19 protein-coding genes are annotated in these 20,472 nt (G+C 39.4%); 9 read left to right on the top strand and 10 right to left on the bottom strand.

The features are described 5' to 3' along the window. The 4 genes from FTT72_RS13700 to FTT72_RS13685 form a co-directional block, all read right to left on the bottom strand. A partial coding sequence (locus FTT72_RS13700) for a transposase (protein ID WP_151760684.1) occupies positions 1–140 on the bottom strand: 140 nt, incomplete at its 3' end. A 309-nt stretch (positions 141–449) separates the two neighbouring features. Then, positions 450–2,315: a SurA N-terminal domain-containing protein gene (locus tag FTT72_RS13695; RefSeq protein ID WP_180090032.1), complete on the bottom strand. Its 1,866-nt coding sequence runs from the start codon at positions 2,313–2,315 to the stop codon at positions 450–452. Positions 2,316–2,447: 132 nt separating this feature from the next. After that, positions 2,448–2,720: an HU family DNA-binding protein gene (locus tag FTT72_RS13690; RefSeq protein WP_078188662.1), complete on the bottom strand. Its 273-nt coding sequence runs from the start codon at positions 2,718–2,720 to the stop codon at positions 2,448–2,450. Positions 2,721–2,886: 166 nt separating this feature from the next. After that, positions 2,887–3,357 (bottom strand): phasin family protein, encoded by a 471-nt coding sequence (locus FTT72_RS13685; RefSeq protein WP_180178549.1) that lies wholly within the window; start codon positions 3,355–3,357, stop codon positions 2,887–2,889. A gap of 207 nt (positions 3,358–3,564) precedes the next feature. Between FTT72_RS13685 and FTT72_RS13680 the strand changes: the two genes are divergently transcribed. The 8 genes from FTT72_RS13680 (at position 3,565) to fdx (ending at position 9,740) form a co-directional block, all read left to right on the top strand. Then, complete coding sequence (locus FTT72_RS13680) at positions 3,565–4,212, top strand: hypothetical protein (protein WP_180178548.1); 648 nt, start codon at positions 3,565–3,567, stop codon at positions 4,210–4,212. A gap of 112 nt (positions 4,213–4,324) precedes the next feature. Further along, positions 4,325–4,798 (top strand): Rrf2 family transcriptional regulator, encoded by a 474-nt coding sequence (locus FTT72_RS13675; protein ID WP_180178547.1) that lies wholly within the window; start codon positions 4,325–4,327, stop codon positions 4,796–4,798. Between the two features lies 1 nt (position 4,799). Beyond that, positions 4,800–6,017: an IscS subfamily cysteine desulfurase gene (locus tag FTT72_RS13670; protein ID WP_078188666.1), complete on the top strand. Its 1,218-nt coding sequence runs from the start codon at positions 4,800–4,802 to the stop codon at positions 6,015–6,017. Between the two features lie 104 nt (positions 6,018–6,121). Then, positions 6,122–6,508 carry a Fe-S cluster assembly scaffold IscU gene (iscU, locus tag FTT72_RS13665; protein WP_078188667.1) on the top strand — a complete coding sequence of 129 codons (387 nt, stop codon included), beginning with the start codon at positions 6,122–6,124 and terminating at the stop codon, positions 6,506–6,508. A 37-nt stretch (positions 6,509–6,545) separates the two neighbouring features. Beyond that, on the top strand, positions 6,546–6,866 hold the full coding sequence (gene iscA, locus FTT72_RS13660) for an iron-sulfur cluster assembly protein IscA (protein WP_078188668.1): 321 nt from the start codon (positions 6,546–6,548) through the stop codon (positions 6,864–6,866). A gap of 104 nt (positions 6,867–6,970) precedes the next feature. Further along, complete coding sequence (gene hscB / locus FTT72_RS13655) at positions 6,971–7,486, top strand: Fe-S protein assembly co-chaperone HscB (protein WP_078188669.1); 516 nt, start codon at positions 6,971–6,973, stop codon at positions 7,484–7,486. Between the two features lie 39 nt (positions 7,487–7,525). Further along, positions 7,526–9,385 carry a Fe-S protein assembly chaperone HscA gene (gene hscA, locus FTT72_RS13650; protein ID WP_180178546.1) on the top strand — a complete coding sequence of 620 codons (1,860 nt, stop codon included), beginning with the start codon at positions 7,526–7,528 and terminating at the stop codon, positions 9,383–9,385. Positions 9,386–9,401: 16 nt separating this feature from the next. Further along, positions 9,402–9,740, top strand: coding sequence for an ISC system 2Fe-2S type ferredoxin (gene fdx, locus FTT72_RS13645; RefSeq protein ID WP_078193483.1), 339 nt, complete (start codon positions 9,402–9,404; stop codon positions 9,738–9,740). Positions 9,741–9,914: 174 nt separating this feature from the next. On the opposite strand, the gene FTT72_RS13640 is transcribed toward fdx, so the two are convergent. The 5 genes from FTT72_RS13640 to aspA all read right to left on the bottom strand — a co-directional run bounded on the left by FTT72_RS13640 (position 9,915) and on the right by aspA (position 17,888). Then, positions 9,915–11,381 (bottom strand): adenylate/guanylate cyclase domain-containing protein, encoded by a 1,467-nt coding sequence (locus FTT72_RS13640; protein ID WP_180073614.1) that lies wholly within the window; start codon positions 11,379–11,381, stop codon positions 9,915–9,917. A gap of 61 nt (positions 11,382–11,442) precedes the next feature. After that, a complete protein-coding gene (locus FTT72_RS13635; RefSeq protein ID WP_067762788.1) occupies positions 11,443–11,877 on the bottom strand; it encodes an HIT domain-containing protein in 435 nt (144 codons plus the stop codon). Between the two features lie 223 nt (positions 11,878–12,100). After that, on the bottom strand, positions 12,101–15,568 hold the full coding sequence (gene mfd, locus FTT72_RS13630; protein ID WP_180178551.1) for a transcription-repair coupling factor: 3,468 nt from the start codon (positions 15,566–15,568) through the stop codon (positions 12,101–12,103). A gap of 179 nt (positions 15,569–15,747) precedes the next feature. Further along, a complete protein-coding gene (locus tag FTT72_RS13625; RefSeq protein ID WP_180007827.1) occupies positions 15,748–16,104 on the bottom strand; it encodes a hypothetical protein in 357 nt (118 codons plus the stop codon). A 335-nt stretch (positions 16,105–16,439) separates the two neighbouring features. Next, a complete protein-coding gene (gene aspA / locus FTT72_RS13620) occupies positions 16,440–17,888 on the bottom strand; it encodes an aspartate ammonia-lyase (RefSeq protein ID WP_180178545.1) in 1,449 nt (482 codons plus the stop codon). A 423-nt stretch (positions 17,889–18,311) separates the two neighbouring features. Between aspA and putP the strand changes: the two genes are divergently transcribed. Next, complete coding sequence (gene putP, locus FTT72_RS13615; protein WP_180178544.1) at positions 18,312–19,814, top strand: sodium/proline symporter PutP; 1,503 nt, start codon at positions 18,312–18,314, stop codon at positions 19,812–19,814. A gap of 61 nt (positions 19,815–19,875) precedes the next feature. Here putP and FTT72_RS13610 read toward each other — a convergent pair whose 3' ends face one another. Further along, complete coding sequence (locus FTT72_RS13610) at positions 19,876–20,370, bottom strand: Lrp/AsnC ligand binding domain-containing protein (RefSeq protein WP_180063832.1); 495 nt, start codon at positions 20,368–20,370, stop codon at positions 19,876–19,878. Positions 20,371–20,472: the final 102 nt, after the last annotated feature.

Below are 20,472 nucleotides of genomic sequence, written 5' to 3'. Positions count from 1 at the left end.
AATCCATGTTGCAAAGCGACTGAAGCAATTGAAACGTCCGGTGCTTTACAAGCCTGAACGATCTGCTGTTTAAATTCAGCACTGTATGTTCTTCGTTTTTTCGCAAGAGATGCGATGGATGTCTGATGATTTGTAGTCATAAATTTAAGTCCCCACTTGTTTCTAAGTGGGGACTAAATTAAGGCTTATAGGATGAATTCAGAAGGTGTGTTCAGCGGACGCTTACTTTTTAAAATACCGTTTAAATGATTCATCTTTTGCATAACACCCTCAAATCACATCATTATATTTTTTAGGAAACTGCCTTCCCAAACTCAATTTAAGAGAATTATTCAAATAGTCAATTTTATTTAATCTTTGTTTTTAAAAGTTTTTCTTAAAGTGTGATGCATTAAACTTAAACATAAAAAAACCAGCTCAAAAGCTGGTTTTTTTTAAAGCTGCCTAAATTATTTAATTTTGGCATGATCTTTTAGATAACGTGTGTAGTCATCAAATTCTTGTTGACCACGAAGCTGTTGATAAAGTTTTGTTAACTCATCTAACTGCTCACCCGTTAATGCCGCATCAGATTGTTTGTTCACTGCAGTCACAGCAACCACAACCAATTCATTTGGTAGATTAGTCGTAGTAACAGACCAATGACCTGCTTTCGGCGCTTTTACACTAAATGCAGCACGTTGAATTTCGCGTTTCAACAAGCCATCCGCACGAGTGAAGGTACCCGCATTTTCAAAGTTTAAACTGCCTTTCGCAACTGAAGCAGCAGGTTTTGCAGCAAACTCTTTTAATGTCGCTTGAATTTGGGCTTTTGCAGCATCAGACGCTTTCTTTTCAATCAGCTGAGTTTTCACATGCGCTTTCGCTTCAGCTAAAGTTTGAACACCCGCAGCATGATAGTTACGCACTTTCACCCAAACCACATCACCGTTTTTCAACTGAATGCTCGATGAAACATTACGTTCACCATTTTTAACATCATCGTTAAACAATTTAACTTTGACGTTTGCATCACTTAAAACTGGATGTTGCGATGCTAATGTTAAGCCATTCAATGATTGTACTTTTACGCCTTTCACTTCTTGACCCACGACATCAAGGGCATCACTGCTCACGACCATGTCATTGAGGCTGTTTACAGTGTCAGAAAAAACATTGGCTTTTTTCGAAGCAGCGACTTCTGCTTGTAGACGTGCCTTTTCCTGTTCAAATGAAGCCACTTTTACAGCTGGCGCCACTTTTTCGATCAAGTGATAACCACTGTCTGTTTTCACTGGAGCAGTCACTTGACCAGCTAGAGCACCTTCAACTGCAGCATCAAACGCATCACCAAACACACCTTTTTCATAAGCAACCAGTTCACCACCTTTTGCTTTAGATTCCGGATCTTCAGAGAATTGCGCTGCAGCTTGGTCAAAGCTTAAACCCGCTTTAATTTTAGCTTGAACACTTTCAGCCAGTTTTTTAGCTTCGGCATCTGAACGACTGTCTGCAGTGATCATGATGTGCTTAACGAGTGGTTTAACTGACTTCTGTGCATTCTCAACAAAGCTGTTATACGCTTCTTTCAATTCAGCATCAGTTGCAGCTTCTACAGGTGCAGTAATATTGGCAGGTGTTAATACGACAAAATCTGCATCAATACTGGTTGCTTGCTTAAATTTGTTTTTATGCTGCTCATAATAAGCGGCAATTTCGGCATCAGATACTTTTACATTTTTCTTGTAATTTTCAAGATTAATGCTCGCCAACTGAATACTACGTTGTTCCGTTTGTAAGTTCGCAATTTGCAAGATATCAAGCTTACTCACCAATGCATATTCCATAAATGTTGTAGACAACATTTTTAAAGCATGGTCTTTACGTAAGTTATCAATGAATGTGCGGTTCGTCATACCAATCGATTCGAGGTATCTCCCAAACGCTTCATCTGAAAATTGACCATTGACTTGGAAGCTTGGCTGCTGATGAATCATTTGCACAATTTGTGCATCACTCAAGCTAATGCCTAATTTATCAGCTTGTTGCAATAACAATTGGCGTGAAACCAAAGTATCCATCGCTTTATTGCTAATGAAATTTTGATTCAATAATGTTTCATCACCCTGAGCATATGCCAGATATTGTTCTTTTAATGAGTTCGTCAGTGCTTCGAGTTCTTTTTGCGAAATTTCAGTACCGTTTACAGTCTTTGCTGCATCTTTAGATCCACCACTAAAATATCCTTCAATACCTACAAGTGCTAAAGGGGTCAAAAACAAAACGAGCAAGACCTTGCCCAGCCAACCCTTAATGACTTTACGAAACGATTCCATAAGTATTCCAATATTTTATTTGCGGTGAATTTTAACCGAAAACCCGAGATGAATGAATGCGATATATCAATTAATCACATTTACCAATAAAAAACGCGCCAAATAATGGCGCGTCTCATGTGCTTAATAAGATTAAGCTACAGAATCTTTCAAGCCTTTACCAGCTTTGAAGCTAGGAACTTTGCTTGCTTTGATTTCTAAAGTCGCACCAGTTTGTGGGTTACGACCAGTACGTGCAGCGCGTTCTTTAACGCTGAAAGTACCAAAACCAACTAAAGTAACTGTATCACCAGCTTTCAATGCATTGGTAACTGCAGCAATTGTAGCATCTAAAGCTTTACCGGCATCGGCCTTAGATAATCCCCCATTTTCGGCAATTGCATCAATTAATTCTGATTTATTCATGAAAATTAAGTCCTCTTAATATCGTTTATTTAAGGTTCAAAAATTTGTATAAAACGCCATAACGCCTTTATAGCAATGCTTTAGGGTTAAACGCAATACTCCTCAACCTCTTTTTATAGAATTTTTTGACGAAAAAAACCTTGAAAATTCGATAATAGTAAAAAAGTTAGTGTTTTTTTAGTATTTCGGCCCTCAGTTGGGCATTTTCTTCGGCTAATTGGTCAACTTTAGTATGTAATTGAAGTATAAGCCTTTCTAAGTGCTGTAAATCCTTTACAGTCACCAATCCTAAACGGTTTAAAGAATGATTAACACTATTATCTAAAATTTTTTCTACTTTATCTTTCGTATCGGTTACAGATTCTTTGGCTTTTTCTGAAACCTTTTCTACAGTTTGATCTGCAATATCAATCGTTTTGGACTCAAGCTCCTCTCCAACTTTGACTAAAGAGTCAAAAAGCTTATTTCCTTCGCCTTCTGCACGTGAAAAAGCACCTAATCCAGCCAACCAAATCTGTTTGGTATATTTGCGAAAATCCATTTTAGAGCGGCGATCAGAATGACTACGTACCCGAGGTTTAACCTGCTTTCCTGATGTTTCCTGCACATCGTCAATTATGCTTTCTGTATTTTCCATAATCCGCACTTCTCCTGATTATTTTATGTGCACAGCAACATGTGATTCTTCATTTTAATAGCATAATAGCAAACATATGACTTGATAGATTGATTAAACTGTTCTACAAAGCTGGTGAATTACCAACTTTTTGGTATATTCTAAGTTCCTCTAGAGCAGGATGCTCAATTTCCAGTGCTTTCAGATTTTAACAAGGACATTTTTTTTATGAGTGATACGCAACAAACACAAGCTCAACCACATTTGTTGCTTACTATGACCCTGATTGTTTTAGAAACGATTTTTACTTTCATTTTAAAACATGACCGCGTTGTAGCATTACAAGCTAAAAAATTTGTTGATCAAAAAGTCGCACTTAAGATAAATAGCTATATCCCTTATTTTGATTTTTATGTTCAGTTTACTGAACACGGTATTCTTTTCGACACGAAATCTCCAGATAAAGCCATCGACCTTGATGTCCGCACGACACTAATAGATTTGGTAAAAATTTTTGTATTTGGTAATCGTAAAAGCATCAAAACCATGCGTATCGATGGTGATGTGGTTCTAAAAGATGAATTTCGTGATCTGGTTTCATTATTTAGTGTGCCCAAAATTTTATCTGACTGGAAACACTGGCTGTCTGAACCTGTCGAAGAAAACGATATCGTTGCGTCAAAAAAACGTATTGCCCCACTTTTAGAAAAAATCGAACAGCAACGCTCTAGAATCAACACACTGCAAGTTGAAGTTAAACAATATAAAAACCGTATTAAGCGTATCGAACGTCGTCAAAAGCGGATTAATATCGCTTTTAGTCTAATATCTGTTCTTTTAATAACGTTATTAGTGTATAATGTGTGGTTCGAATAAATACATAATTTTTCAGACAAAATAAAACAAATAAACAATCTCAAAAAAACTTGACTATTTTAGTCAGGATTCATAAAATCTGCACATCTAGACTTAACATGTGTATCGAATCATGCGCTTAACAACTCGCGGTCGCTACGCAGTGACTGCTCTACTTGATCTAGCTTTGCAGCCAACTGACCAAACGATCACTCTTGCAGAAATTGCAGCTCGTCAAACCATTTCAGTGGCCTATCTTGAGCAGTTATTTGCAAAATTAAAGCGTCACGGCTTAGTTTCCAGCATCCGTGGAGCAAACGGTGGTTATCACCTTGCTCGTAGTGCTGAAGACATCACTGTTTTGGAAATTATTGAAGCTGTAAATGAAACAGTTGATGCAACCCGTTGTGACCACAAAGGTAACTGCCAAAATGGTGCAATGTGCTTGACTCATGATTTATGGCAGGAACTCTCCCACCACATTGCCGATTATCTTGCAAAAATCACCCTTGCTGACCTTGTAGCACGCGATAACGTTCAAACCGTATCTATTCGTCAAAATTCAGCAAACTTTGATTCAGCCCTTTTATCGGTTACAGGTATTTGACATGAAGCGTCCTATTTATCTTGACTATGCAGCAACTACACCTGTAGACCCTCAAGTCGCAGAACGTATGATGGAATGTCTAACGTTTGACGGTACTTTTGGTAATGCAGCTTCTCGTTCTCATGCTTACGGCTGGCAGGCAGAAGAAAAAGTAGAATATGCACGTGAACAAGTTGCTAATCTAGTAAAAGCTGATCCACGCGAAATCGTTTGGACTTCTGGTGCAACTGAATCTGACAACCTTGCGCTTAAAGGTATTGCTCAGTTCTATGCATCTAAAGGCAAGCACATTATTACAAGTAAAATTGAACATAAAGCAATTCTTGATACTTGCCGCGAGCTTGAAGAAGAAGGCTTCGAAATTACTTATCTTGAGCCAGAAGCAAAAACAGGTTTAATTACACCTGAAATGGTTCAAGCTGCCCTTCGTCCAGATACGATTCTTGTATCTTTGATGATGGTGAACAATGAAATCGGTACAACTACAGATGTAGCTGCAATCGGTGAATTGACTCGTGCAAACAAAACTTATTTCCATGTAGATGCTGCGCAAGCTGCTGGTAAAGTAGAAATTGATCTTTCAACAATGAAAGTTGATTTGATGAGTTTCTCTGGCCACAAAATCTATGGCCCTAAAGGTATTGGTGCTCTTTATGTACGTCGTCAACCACGTGTACGTATTAAAGCGCAAATGCACGGTGGCGGTCATGAACGTGGTATGCGTTCAGGTACGCTAGCGACTCACCAAATCGTGGGTATGGGCGAAGCGTTCGAACTTGCAGGCAAAAACTTACATGCCGAACAAACTCGTATTCGTGTACTTCGTGACAAACTTTGGAATGGCTTGCAAGGTCTTGAACAAGTCTTCCTGAACGGTCACCCAGAATACAACGTTGCAAACTATCTAAACGTCAGCTTTAACTTCGTTGAAGGTGAATCGTTAATGATGGCACTTAAAGATTGCGCAGTATCTTCTGGTTCTGCATGTACATCAGCAACTTTAGAACCATCCTATGTACTTCGTGCATTGGGTCTTTCAGATGAATTGGCTCATAGCTCGATTCGTTTCAGCTTTGGTAAATACACCACTGAAGCCGATATTGACCATGTACTTGAAATTACCAAAGCAGCAGTTGAAAAACTACGTGATCTTTCACCGCTTTGGGATATGTACAAAGAAGGTATCGACCTTAATTCTGTAGAATGGGCTGAACACTAATTCATCCCGGTGAGATAGCTTTTATTTTAAGGCTATCTCATTGATTAACGTAATTTCACCCCCATATTAATCTTAAGGCTGACCCCGAGGTTTGGAGAAGCGTCATGGCTTATAGCGAAAAAGTAATTGATCATTACGAAAACCCTCGTAATGTTGGTGTTTTAGACAAAAATGCAGAAAACGTTGGTACAGGTATGGTCGGTGCACCAGCTTGTGGCGATGTTATGCGTCTACAGATCCAAGTTGATGACAACGGCGTAATTGAAGAAGCTCGCTTCAAAACTTACGGTTGTGGTTCAGCAATTGCATCTAGCTCATTAGTAACAGAGTGGCTAAAAGGCAAAACTCTTGATGAAGCTCAAGCAATTAAGAACATTGATATTGCAACTGAACTTGCACTTCCACCAGTAAAAGTACACTGCTCTGTACTTGCTGAAGATGCAATCAAAGCTGCTGTAGAAGACTACCGTAGCAAGAAAGTAAAAGCTTAATTGTTTACGTGTTTTAAAAAAGATTAACGGAGTTTTCATGATTCATTTAACTGAAAATGCTGCAACTCATATCAGCAATTACATCAAGAATCGCGGTAAGGGTGAAGGCATTCGCGTTGGCGTGAAAACTTCTGGCTGTTCTGGTTTAGCTTATGTACTTGAGTTTGTCGATGATATTGACACGCATGACCAAGTATTCGATCAGTTTGGCGTAAAAGTATTCGTTGACCCAAAAAGCTTAGTTTATCTCGAAGGTATGGAGATGGACTATGTGAAAAATGGATTAAACGAAGGTTTTGAATTTAATAACCCAAATAAAAAAGGCGAATGTGGCTGCGGCGAATCGTTTACGGTTTAAGCCTTTTCCACACTCCTTTTTCGCATTAAAACAGTGTAAAATTCACTGTTTTAATTGCATTTAAAGCAACACTTTTTGCACCTCTATTGCGGACACCATCTCCCATGAATCATTTTGAGTTGTTTAACTTACCTGTAGCACTCGATATTGATTTAGCAGTTTTAAAATCTGAATTTTTAAAGTTGCAGCAACAATATCATCCAGATAAAGCCGAAGACAAAGATCTAGCCCTGATTAAATCCAGTGAGATTAATCAAGCATTTAAAGCTTTATCCAATGTTGATAGCCGCGCTGCATATCTATTAAGTCTCAAAAAACAAGATTATCACCTTGATCAATCAATTAGTGATTTTGAGTTCCTACAAGATGCCTTAGAAATTCGTGAACAGTTAGATGAGGCAGGCTCTGCTGATGACCTCACTTCACTTAAAACTGAAGTTCAGCAATGGATTGACGGTTTGGTTCGTGAATTCAAGATTGATTATGACGACGAAGACTGGGCTGAAGCACGTGATACCGTACGTAAATTACGCTTCTTCCAAAAAGTAATGGCTGACATCGATAAAGCTGAAGATCGCTTCTTAGACGACGATAGCTTTGATTTAGACGATGATTTTTAATTTATTTTTTATATTTGACGTTCAAAGGATGTAACACACATGGCTCTCTTGCAAATTGCAGAACCTGGTCAATCAAGTGCGCCGCATGAACACCGCATCGCAATTGGTATCGATCTTGGGACTACACACTCTTTAGTAGCCACGGTACTTTCTGGTAAAGCGAAAGTGCTTAACGATGAACATGGTCGTGTGTTACTCCCTTCTATTGCACACTATGGCGAATCCACTACGCAATATGGTGACGACGCAAAGGCATTCTTAACGACTGATCCTAAAAACACCATCGTTTCTGTAAAACGTTTTATGGGGCGCTCTAAAGCAGATATCAAATTCCAACACCCGTACAACTTAGTCGGTGAAGCGAATGAAATGCCTGCTTTTGAAACTGCACAAGGTCGTAAAACACCCGTTGAAATTTCTGCTGAAATTTTAAAACAGCTTAAAGACCTTGCAGAAAGCAGCTTAAATAATCCTGTTAATGGTGCTGTGATTACTGTACCTGCCTATTTTGATGAAGCACAGCGTCAAGCAACGCGTGATGCGGCTCAGCTTGCAGGTTTAAATGTACTACGTCTATTAAATGAACCGACTGCTGCTGCAGTGGCTTATGGCTTAGATCAAGACACCAATCTTGCACATGATCAAAACTATGTGATCTATGATCTGGGTGGCGGTACTTTTGACGTTTCAATTTTACGTTTCTCTCAAGGTGTTTTTGAAGTTCTAGCAACGGGTGGCCACACGGCGCTTGGTGGTGATGACTTAGACCGTCTGATTGTAAAATGGGCAAAAAAACAACTGAATATTGAAACTTTAGATGATGCTGAATATGCACATTTCATCGTTTCTGCTCGTAAAGCAAAAGAAGCTCTAACCGAGGCTGAATCTGTAGAGCTTAAAGTTCTTGATCAATCATTGACTTTAGACCGCCCTACTTTTGAATCCATCATCAAAGTTGCTTTGGATAAAACCATCAGCGTTTGCAAACGTGTCATGCGTGATGCCAAGCTTGAGCTCAGCGATATTCAAAATGTGGTATTGGTCGGTGGTTCTACCCGTTCATATGCTGTGCAAAAAGCTGTTCAAGATGTCTTCAATCAAGAACCACTCTGCACAATTAACCCTGATGAAGTTGTGGCCATTGGCGCGTCGATTACAGCAAACCAACTTATTGGTAACTCTAAAGATGGTTCATTGCTTTTAGACGTCACTCCGCTTTCTTTAGGTTTAGAAACCATGGGCGGTTTGGTTGAGCGCCTTATTTCGCGTAATACAGCCATTCCAGTGGCGCGTCGCCAAGAATTCACAACCTATCAAGATGGTCAAACAGCGATGTTAATTCATGTTGTACAAGGTGAACGTGATCTGGTTGAACATTGCCGTAGTCTAGGTCGTTTTGTACTTCGTGGTATTCCACCGATGACTGCAGGTCAAGCACGTATCGAAGTGACTTTCCAAGTTGACGCAGATGGTTTATTGACGGTGTCAGCCAAAGAAACCACTTCTGGTGTGCATGCTCAAATTGACATCAAACCTTCTTATGGTTTATCTGATGCCGACACTGAACGCTTACTGGTTGATGGTTATAAGTTTGCTGAAGAAGACAAAAACTTACGTCATCTTCAAGAAACCAAAGTTGAAGCAAAACGTGAACTTGAAGCACTTGATCAAGCACTTAAAGTGGATGCTCAACTCCTCAGCCAAGAGCAACTCAGTTCCCTCACTTCTGCACGCAGTGTTTTAGATGCTGCACTTGAAACGACTGATATCAAAGCTATTGAACATGCTGTAGAACAGCTTAAAATACATAGCGATGCATTTGCTGCAGCTCGTATGAATCAGCACATTGATGCCGCACTGAAAGGCACAAAACTCGATGACTGGTCAAACTCAAATTAATTTATAGGTCAAGATTATGCCACGTATTAAAGTACTGCCTCACGCAACAATCTGCCCAAACGGCGCTGAGTTTGAAGTCGAATCAAATGCTAACCTTTGCGAAAGCATGTTAAAAAACGGCATCAAAATTGAGCATGCATGTGATATGTCTAAAGCATGCACCACTTGCCATGTGGTTGTACGTAAAGGTTTTGATGGTCTAGATGAAATGGATGATGTCGAAGCAGATCTTCTCGATCGTGCTTGGGGGTTAGAACCAGACTCTCGTCTGTCATGCCAAGTAAAAATTGAAGATGAAGATTTGGAAATTGAAATTCCCAAATACACCATCAACCATGCTTCAGAAAATCATTAATTTATAGATAATTTTCTATAATCAAAAAGCCAGTTCATCGTAACTGGCTTTTTATGCATAAAACTATTCAACAATTCAAAAAAAAGAAGACGTTTTGATAAAAGAATGAATTGAGTTATTTTTACAATTTAAGGCAATACGATTAGATCTAATTTATATAATGTATATGTGAAATTAAGAGTGCGATTCAGTTTTTTTGACTTCTTCGATCACTTCATCTTCTAAATTCAGTTTTACGATACCAGCAGAGTTGGTCATTCTTTGCTGAGTTTGTAAGCGTTGAATCATACGTTCTAAAACATGTATTAGTTCAGGATATTCAAAGTTTTGCACTTCATCTAAGTTCAATAATAGATTGAAGCCTTTATATTCGTAATCGAACCAACGTTGATAATCTGTTTTCTGTGAGGTGTATTTTTCCATCACTTGCCAAGTACGTACTGGGCCTTTGATACCTTTTAAGAAGATCGGTGCTTTAGGTGCACATAAATAGTCATTTTTCACTAAATGATGCGTATCGTCTGAAATCAAAATTTCATCGACTTCGGCAGCACTCTGTAATCTTGCAGCCAAGTTGGCATCACGACCCACGATGGTATAAGCCATACGGTGAGCCGCACCATAGTTCCCAACGTGGCAATACCCTGTAGAAATACCCATACGAATGTGTAGCGGCGGATAACCCATTTTAATCCAGCGTTCACGTAGCAACTTCATTTGCTGACGCATGACCATTGCCATCTCTAAACAAGTTTTTGCATCTTGCTCTACGCCTTGGCTATGTGGATCGCCAAAGAAGATTAGAATTGCATCCCCCATAAATTTATCGACAGTCGCTTCATACTGTTTGGCAATCTCAGTCATATGACTCAAATAGTCATTGAGTAGAAATGCTAAATCGTCTGGGATTAATGTTTCAGAAAGTTCTGTGAACCCTTGGATATCTGAAAAGAAAATCGTGAGTTTTTTACGTTTATATTCGATTTTAGCTTCAGACTCACCTTTCATAATCGATTGCCAAAGTTGCATTGGCGCATAACGACTCAATTGATTGGCGAATTCCATATAACGATTCATCTGATCATAATAATGGTTCTTTTTATTACTTAGAGACTGAACTTGGGTGTGCTGATAAAAAGTTCCTACACTGAAATAGGTAATGAGGCACAGAAAGCCAAGAACGGTTAATTCACTACTGGTCGATTCAAAATATTCTTGAAAACCAAATATATAAATATTACATAAATAGAATACAGTGACGCCTACAATCCCTGCCAACGACATCATTAAGAAATTGATCTTGTTATAGATTGTTGTGTATAGCAGCGCAAAAACCGCAAGAAAGGTTAAAACAAGACTTAAATGTACCGCAGACATCAGTACAGCAATAACGATGATATCGATCAGAAACAGCACATTGCGTTTAGTTTGATTGCTATATCGATAAATTAGCCAATGAGAAAACTTAGGAACGACTAAAATCAGAAAAAATAAAAATGCAGGAATATAGATTTGATAATGCGTATCTGGTTGGGTGTAGTGATAGACAACAATCACCAAAGACAGCATGATATATCCCATCAAACGATGAAAATATTCAAACTGTTTAGGCTCTTTGCTGATTAAATTGTCTAACGGCACTCGATCGCCCCCATACGGACACTCATTCTTCTACTATCCTGATATTGTCCGTAAATCGGGATTAGTCCATACGCCAATCAAAAGGCATATCACCTTGACCACGTAGTGCAAGCATTAGTGTTTGGCGCATGTGTGCCAAGACATCATTGTTATAAGGAACTGCTGGCGTACCCCAAACTGGTTTCGGCCAAGCCACATCATTTTGATAACGAACAACATGATGAAAATGTAATTGTGGAACCATATTACCCAATGCAGCTACATTCATTTTGTCTGCACGGAATACACGTGACAATTGGCTTGATAACCAGCTTGATTCACGTAAAAACTGTTCTTGGTCTGCCTGACTTAATTCATAAAGCTCTGTAATTCCCGGAACACGTGGAATCAAAATAAGCCACGGGAATTGCATATCATTCATCAAACGACATGTTGACAGAGGAAAGTCGCCTACATAAAACGTATCTTGAGCAAGTTGTGGATGTAAACTAAACATATCTTTATAAATGATGCAAAATTAGAATGATGGCTAATACTATCACATCCTTATGGGTGTGAATATTCTGTACAGAACGTTTCATTACAAATAAACTGCATTTGAATAAAACGTTGCTTGCTTATGACTCTAATAAATTTTTCAAAAAAATCAAGCGTTTCTTCTATATAAAAAACACGCAGAAAAATCTACTCATTCTAAACAAGCAATTTATACGCCAAATCTAGTGATTTGGCGCCAATTCCGTCAGCAAACTGTCTAATAAGTCATTTATAAATTGAATCCGTTTGTCATACTCTTCGAGCATGACCATCACTTTTAGACGCTGTCCACCTTCCATTCGGAAGAAAGTCGGATGCTTTTGCATCATTTGGATGATCGATATGGCTTGAACTGGTGTATCTGGTGAGAACTCAATACTGCCGCCATGTGAGCTGATATCAATTTTAGTGATACCCAATTGTTCCGCTTTTAAACGCAACTGATGGACAGAGAATAACTGCTTAACGGCTTGTGGTGGCAAGCCAAAACGATCGATTAACTCCATACGAATGTTATCGAGTTTCTCTTGAGTATCCGTATTACTAATGCGTTTATAGAACAATAACCGTTGATGTACATCACCTAAATAATCATCTGGAATTAAGGCTGGCATGTGCATGCTAATTTCAGCCGTTAATGACAATGGAGAGTCAAAGTTAGGCGTTTTACCTTTTTGAATGGCTTTGGTGGCTTTTTCAAGCATTTCCATATACAGGCTATAACCGATGGTTTGCATTGAGCCACTTTGCTGTTCACCCAGCAACTCACCTGCGCCACGAATTTCTAAGTCTTCTGTAGCCAACATGAAGCCCGCACCCAAAGTCGATGCACGAGAAATGGCATCTAGGCGTTTTTCAGCATCACCTTTTAAACCTTTGAACGAAGGCACTAGTAAATAAGCATAGGCTTGATGGTGCGATCGACCAACACGACCACGTAGTTGGTGCAACTGCGCTAGTCCAAGTTTATCTGCACGCTCAATCAAAATGGTATTGGCGTTTGGCACGTCAATCCCAGTTTCAATAATGGTTGAACACACCAGCACGTTATATTCTTTGTGATAGAACTGCTGCATGATTTGCTCTAGCTCACGCTCACGCATTTGACCATGTGCTACCGCAACTCGGGCTTCAGGAACCAATTCACGTAGAGTTTCTGCCGTACGTTCAATGGTCTCGACTTCATTGTGTAAGAAATACACTTGCCCGCCACGTAATAGTTCACGCAAGATGGCTTCTTTAATCGAATCCCCAGTGTGTTCTTGCACAAAAGTTTTCACGGCAAGACGACGTGCAGGTGGCGTTGCAATAATAGATAGATCACGCATACCACTAAAAGCCATATTCAGCGTACGTGGAATAGGCGTTGCAGTTAGCGTTAGCATATCAACATCGGCACGTAAAGCTTTAATTCGCTCTTTATCACGTACACCAAAACGGTGCTCTTCATCCACGATCATGAGACCGAGATTTTTAAATTGCACACTTTCCTGCAAAATTTTATGTGTGCCAATCACAATATCCACTTTGCCTTCTGCGAGGTCTTCAATGGTTTTGGTATGTGATTTTGATGAACCAAAGCGTGAAAGGACTTCAATACGTACAGGCCAGTCCGCAAAACGGTCTTTGAAAGACTCGTAGTGCTGCTGCGCCAACAACGTGGTTGGCACAAGTACAGCCACTTGTTTGTTATTTTGTACTGCCACAAATGCAGCACGCATGGCCACTTCTGTTTTACCAAAACCGACATCACCACAAACCAAGCGATCCATCGGCTTCGCTTGTTGCATGTCATACAGTGTCGCTTCAATAGCATTGGCTTGGTCTAAAGTTTCTTCATAGGCGAAGCCACTGGCAAACTGCATATACAGACTTTGATCCAGTTCAAATCCATAACCCGGCTTCGAGTGACGACGGGCTTGAATATGTAAAAGTTCTGCCGCCACATCATGGATCTGCTCTAAAGCCTTGCGTTTGGCTTTAGACCATGCATCTGTGCCCAATTTATGTAATGGTGCTAGATCTGGGTCACCACCACTGTATCGGCTAATTAAATGCAGGTTTGTTACAGGGACATACACCTTAGCTGCATCGGCATAGTCTAACTGCAAAAACTCATGGTCTTGGTCATCGATACTCAAGGTAATTAAACCTGCATATCGCCCCACACCATAATCAATATGAACCACAGGTGCGCCAATACTTAGCTCGGTTAAACTGCGAACAAGGAACTCTTCTGATACTTCCTGTTGGCGTTTACGACGACGTTGAACCACACGGTGTTCATAAAGCTGATTTTCAGAAATTACACTGAGCTTGTCAGTTAGCAATAAACCACGATCTAAGGGTGCATTGGTGATCGCAATCGCATGCATAGAATGCATAAAATCATCAAAACTTTCGACCGTTGGGATATCACCCAAACTTGGACGCAATGCATCTTTTAAAGTTTCACGTCGACCAGCGCTTTCAGCCACCAAAAGCACTGGATAATTTGCCGCATCGATATATTGCTTAACAGCATAAAATGGCTTTTCACGTTTTGGATCGACAGGTAAACGGGGTGGAATCTCAGCTACAAGATTGATCACGCCATTGCGTTCATCAAAAGCCTCAGGCGAAGCCACAATACGACGGCAGAGATTTAATTGTTCTAAAACCTGATTTGGTTGTAGGAAAATCTGCTCTGGCGGCAAAATCGGTTGGTCGACATTATGACGACGGTCTTCATAACGACGCACAATATCCGACCAAAACTGAATCAATATGTCATCAATAGCTTTATCTGTAATGACAATGCCACTCTCTGGTAAGTACGAAAATAGCGTACTTTGCTCTTTCATAGCTTGTTCAGAGAAGAACAACGGAAAATAAAACTCAATACCCGGTGAAGCTATGCCATCTTGTACATCCTGATAAATTGGATTTTTCTTTGGATTTGCCGTCGGAAAATTTTCCGCATATCGATCACGAAACAGTGACCGCGCTTCTTTTAATGGAAATTCTTTTGCAGGTAAAACCGTAAAATGATCTAAGTTTTGGGTGGTTCGCTGAGTTTCAGGATCAAAGAATTTGAGGGTATCGATTTCATCATCAAATAAGTCAATACGAATCGGTGAACTTTGCCCCGAAGCGTAAATATCCATGATGCTGCCGCGTACTGCAAATTCACCATGATCATAAACGGTATCCACCAAGTGATAGCCCGCTTGTACTAATCTTAATTTTTGTTGTTCGATATCAAATTTTTGACCTACTTTAATATCAAAGTGTTCACCTAATACCCAAGATGCAGGCGCAACTCGCTGCGCTAAAGTTGTTGCTGAAACCAACAACACACCTTGCTGTGGCATATTGGACAAAATCGCCAAGCGTTCAGAAACAATGTCTTGATGTGGCGACAGCCGGTCATAAGGTAAAATTTCCCAATCTGGGAAAATAGTTGGCTTAATTCCGTAAAATTCCAGCTCACTTTCTAACTGCCCGAGATGCTGATTATTACGTGCAACAATCACAAACAACTGTTTGGATTGTTTGCTAATTTCTTTAAATAATAATGCAGCAGATGAGCCTTGTAAGTTTCCGACCCACCGCTTTTCGCCAGCTTTGAGCTGTTTAAGATTGAGTTGTGAAATTTCTTGCTGGAACATGATGTAAATAGCTTTTAATGTTTTAATCACTTGGTGATCATATTAACACGATGCTTTTTACATTCCGAGATTTAAGCAACTATATACAGTGTTTTAACCAATGTGGATTTGTGATTGTATTTTCTATTGATGAGTACCCTTAACGCACACATCAAACTCAAACACTGCAGTCCATTCACTTACTTACGATCACGGATGAATTGACGATAATAATCATTCAATAGTTTGACATAATGTTTAAATTGCAACAGATTTTCTTCAGTATTGCCTAATCGTGCAACAAAGCGTTGATTTGCAATTTCCAAGTCTATTTTTTCATTGATAATCATTGCAGTCGCATAGAGCTGTTTTAAATCATCGAAATTTGTCATTTTTCTATTCGACAAATATTCCATACGTTCAGACAAAGTATTTAAAACTACGCCTTCAATGATATAGCCCTGAGTTTCATCATATTGAATGTGGTGTTGTTCTAAGTAAAGTTGCTCAGGCGACTCTTTAGCGCCTTTGAATAAATCGACTAACTTATTAAACATCTGACTATCTACAACATGATAAAAAACCTATTGTACTTCGATTACGTCCTTTTTTGGGCAAGTTAAAGCTTTTCTGACTTTATCTATGCACTAAATTTTTCATCCAAACCTTCATGACTATATATAGAACAATAATTACAATCCTAAGCAAATATAGCGTTTTATTCTCAACCCAATACTTTCTTTTAGAAATTAGGTTTCTAATGGATACTTAATACATGACTGTCATTAGTTTAGTTCTCTATATTTACCACTAATTTCTTCAAATAAAAAACGAAGGATTAACCTTCGTCATTTACTCATCATGGGGCTATTTAAAAGTCTTAAATAAGCATTTAACTCACTTGAGCGAGTGGCATACTAAATGGTGTAACTTCAGAAACTAAATTTTCAATCGAGAAAATTTCATCCAATTGACTTTCAGTTAACAGCTCTTGCTCTAATACCACTTGGCGAATGGTTTTATTTTCGGCAATACATTGCTTACCGATTTCATCACATTTTGCATGACCTAAATATGGATCGAGTAAGGTCACGATTCCTACACTACGCATGACAGCATCAAAACATGCTTGCTCATTTGCCTGAATCCCTTGTATGCATTTGCTGTCTAATGTTTTCACCGCATTCACCAAAAGCTCAATCGATTCATTCATGGACAATGCAATCACCGGCTCCATGACATTTAATTGTAATTGCCCTGCTTCTGCGGCTAAAGTGATGGTTAAATCATTACCCATCACTCGAAATGCAATTTGGTTGACCACTTCTGGGATCACGGGATTGACCTTTGCAGGCATGATCGACGAACCTGCTTGTAACTCAGGTAAACGAATTTCCGCTAAACCTGTTCGTGGCCCCGAACTTAAAAGACGTAAGTCATTACAGATTTTAGAAAGTTTGACAGCTAAACGTTTTAAGCAACTTGATAATAAAATAAATACGCCACAATCGCTGGTTGCTTCGACATAGTCTTCTGCACCTTGCAATTTTAGACCGGTCAAATGAGCTAGATTTTCAACGGCCTTCGCTGCATAACCCGCAGGAGAATTCACGCCAGTGCCAATTGCCGTCGCACCTAAATTAATTTCCAATAGAAGCTGTCGATTTTGCTCAATCAACTTCAAATCTTCTTTTAATAATGTTGCAAATGCTCGGAACTCTTGCCCCAAAGTCATCGGAACAGCATCTTGTAACTGTGTACGCCCCATTTTGATGACATGTTTAAACTCATCGGCTTTAATATGTAAGCTTCCAATTAGCTGATTTAAAACCACAAATAAAGCATCAAAAGCGCTAAATGTTGCTAGACGCAGCGCTGTTGGATAGACATCATTGGTGGATTGTGACTTATTAACATGATCGTTTGGATGAATCCGTTGATAACTGCCTTTAGCATCTCCGAGCAACTCAAGGGCAATATTGGCAATGACTTCATTGGCATTCATGTTAATAGAAGTGCCTGCTCCACCTTGATAAATATCAATTGGAAATGAATCTGCCCATTGTTCAGGATGATCAATCAAAGCATCACACGCTTGCTGAATCGCTTGGCGAATATCATCTTGTATTAAGTTAAATTGATAATTGGTTTCTGCTGATGCTTTTTTTACCTGAGCAATAGCGCGTACAAAGTTTACATTTTGTCCGACATGCTGCTTTGATATTTGAAAGTTTTCGATGGCACGCAATGTATGTATGCCGTAATAACATGACTGCGGGACTGCTTTATCCCCCAATAAATCATGCTCTATTCTCGTTTTTTCCATTTGAACCGTTGTCACTGCGTATTCCCTCTAATTACGCACCAAGACTATGCATACCTCATATTCGACCTGTTCAAATCATCTCACTACAGATGATGTGATGCACATTTGCAACCAAATATTTCAAATGCACATTTCTTGTTCACTATGTAACATTGTGTAATTTTTACCTAATTTCATTAGTTCTCTTTTTGTGATGAAAAGTCTTAGGTAGATTTACTTAACAAAATTTAAATTCCCTTCTGGACAACATTTCAACAGTACAATAAAAAATTCGATTTGTAATAAGAAAAAATAGTGTTTACACAAAATATACATAAAATATGCTTAAAGGTTACAGAGTGTAATTTTTAAATCGTGCTTGAATCTGCGACTTACGACAGAAGTACAAATTTTCATCTAGGACAGAGATGATTTGCTTTCATTAAGGACGAACCGCCTATGAGCCATTTAAACCCGACATTAGTCACCTTTATTTTTTATATTCTTGCAATGCTTGCCATTGGTTTGTATGCCTACAGAGCTACGCATAACTTTGACGAATACATTTTAGGTGGACGAAGTTTAGGAAGTGTTGTGACTGCACTTTCAGCAGGTGCATCCGACATGAGTGGTTGGCTACTCATGGGTCTCCCTGGTGCAATTTATCTATCTGGTCTTTCCGAAGCTTGGATTGCAATCGGCTTAATTATCGGTGCTTGGTTGAACTGGTTGATCGTTGCTGGTCGCTTGCGTGTTCATACCGAATATCAAAATAATGCCCTGACCCTGCCCGATTATTTCACGAGCCGTTTTGCAGACCGTAAAAAGATTTTACGTATCATTTCAGCTGTAGTGATTTTAGTGTTCTTTGCGATTTACTGTGCTTCTGGCATGGTGGCTGGCGCACGACTTTTCGAAAGTTTATTCGGTTGGAACTACACAACAGCACTGTGGATTGGTGCAATTGCAACCATCAGCTATGTCTGTATTGGTGGATTCTTAGCGATCAGTTGGACCGATACTTTCCAAGCGGGTCTGATGATCTTTGCACTGCTGATCACACCGATCATCACCTACCTTGCTTTAGGTGATAACAGTCAAAATCTTGCTGCTATTTTGGAAACAGCTCGCCCGCAAGCTTCCAATTTATTTGAAGGCTTAAGTACAGTTGCGATTTTATCCAGCATGGCGTGGGGCTTAGGCTATTTTGGTCAGCCGCATATTTTGGTTCGCTTTATGGCAGCCGATTCTGTTAAATCCATTCCGAATACACGTCGCATTGGTATGACATGGATGATCCTATGTCTAGGCGGTGCTGTAGCAGCCGGTTATATCGGTATTGCTTACTTCCAAGTTCACCCAGAACTGGCAAGCGTCGTTAATGCAAACCCTGAAACGGTATTTATGGAATTGACTAAAATTCTATTCAATCCGTGGATTGCTGGGATTATTTTGGCCGCAATTTTAGCTGCGGTGATGAGCACACTTAGCTGTCAGTTATTGGTGTGTTCAACCACCTTGACGGAAGATTTGTACAAAGGATTTATTCGTAAAAACGCATCGCAAAAAGAATTGGTTTGGATTGGACGTGCGATGGTCTTGGCAATTGCCGTATTTGCAATCACCTTTGCAATGAACCCTGCAAGTAAAGTTTTAGGCTTAGTGGCTTATGCATGGGCAGGTTTCGGTGCTGCATTTGGCCCGCTGATTATTCTTTCATTGCTGTGGAAACGTATGACGCTTAACGGAGCTATCATTGGCATGATCGTGGGTGCTGTGACTGTCATCGTGTGGAAAAACTACTTAGGCCACCTTGGTTTATACGAAATCATTCCAGGCTTTATTTTCTCTGCGATCAGTATCGTTGTCGTGAGCTTATTGGGCAAAGCACCAGAGGCGGATGTGGTTGAACGCTTTGAAAAAGCCGAAGCGCAATATCAAAAAGAAATGTCTGAAATCTAAAATTTTTGACACTAAAAAGGGGCTAAATGCCCCTTTTTAGTACTCAATTATTGATGATTAGCTACTTCGGCCGAGCCGCAGGTTTCAGCTTAATTTGCATACTTTCTTTGATTACTTCCATCACAGGATAACTACGCGTTTCCTTGATACCAGGTAGCTGCCAAAGCACCTGCCCTGAAATTTTTCTAAATTCTTCCATATTTGCACAGCGTATTTTCACTACAAAATCAAAACCACCGCTGATCATATGACATTCTACGATTTCTGGAATTTGACGCACTGCATCCGAAAAATCTTCCAATACATTGGGCGTGGTTTTATCTAGTAAAATCTCTACAAAAACCACAAATCCATTGTTGAGTAAGACCGGATTTAAACGTGCTTCATAGCCTAAAATAAAGCCCTCTTTCGATAATTTTTGCACACGTGCCAACGCCGCAGTGGGTGATAAATTCACCATTTCTGCAAGCTTAATATTGGACAATTTTCCGTCGTCTTGCAGCAGCTCTAAAATTCGAATATCTATACGGTCTAAGCTCAAATATGGGCTAGTCATCTGAATTTTTCTCTAAATATTATTAAAACTATAGTGAGTTATTCGCTAAATATTCTGTGATGATAAATTAAATAAAGGATCAAGCTCAAGATTTATTTGCTC

Source organism: Acinetobacter sp. YH01005 (assembly GCF_013420465.1).
GTDB lineage: Bacteria > Pseudomonadota > Gammaproteobacteria > Pseudomonadales > Moraxellaceae > Acinetobacter > Acinetobacter amyesii.
Note: the sequence above shows the minus strand (reverse complement) of the source record. Positions and strands in the feature narration are given on the sequence as shown.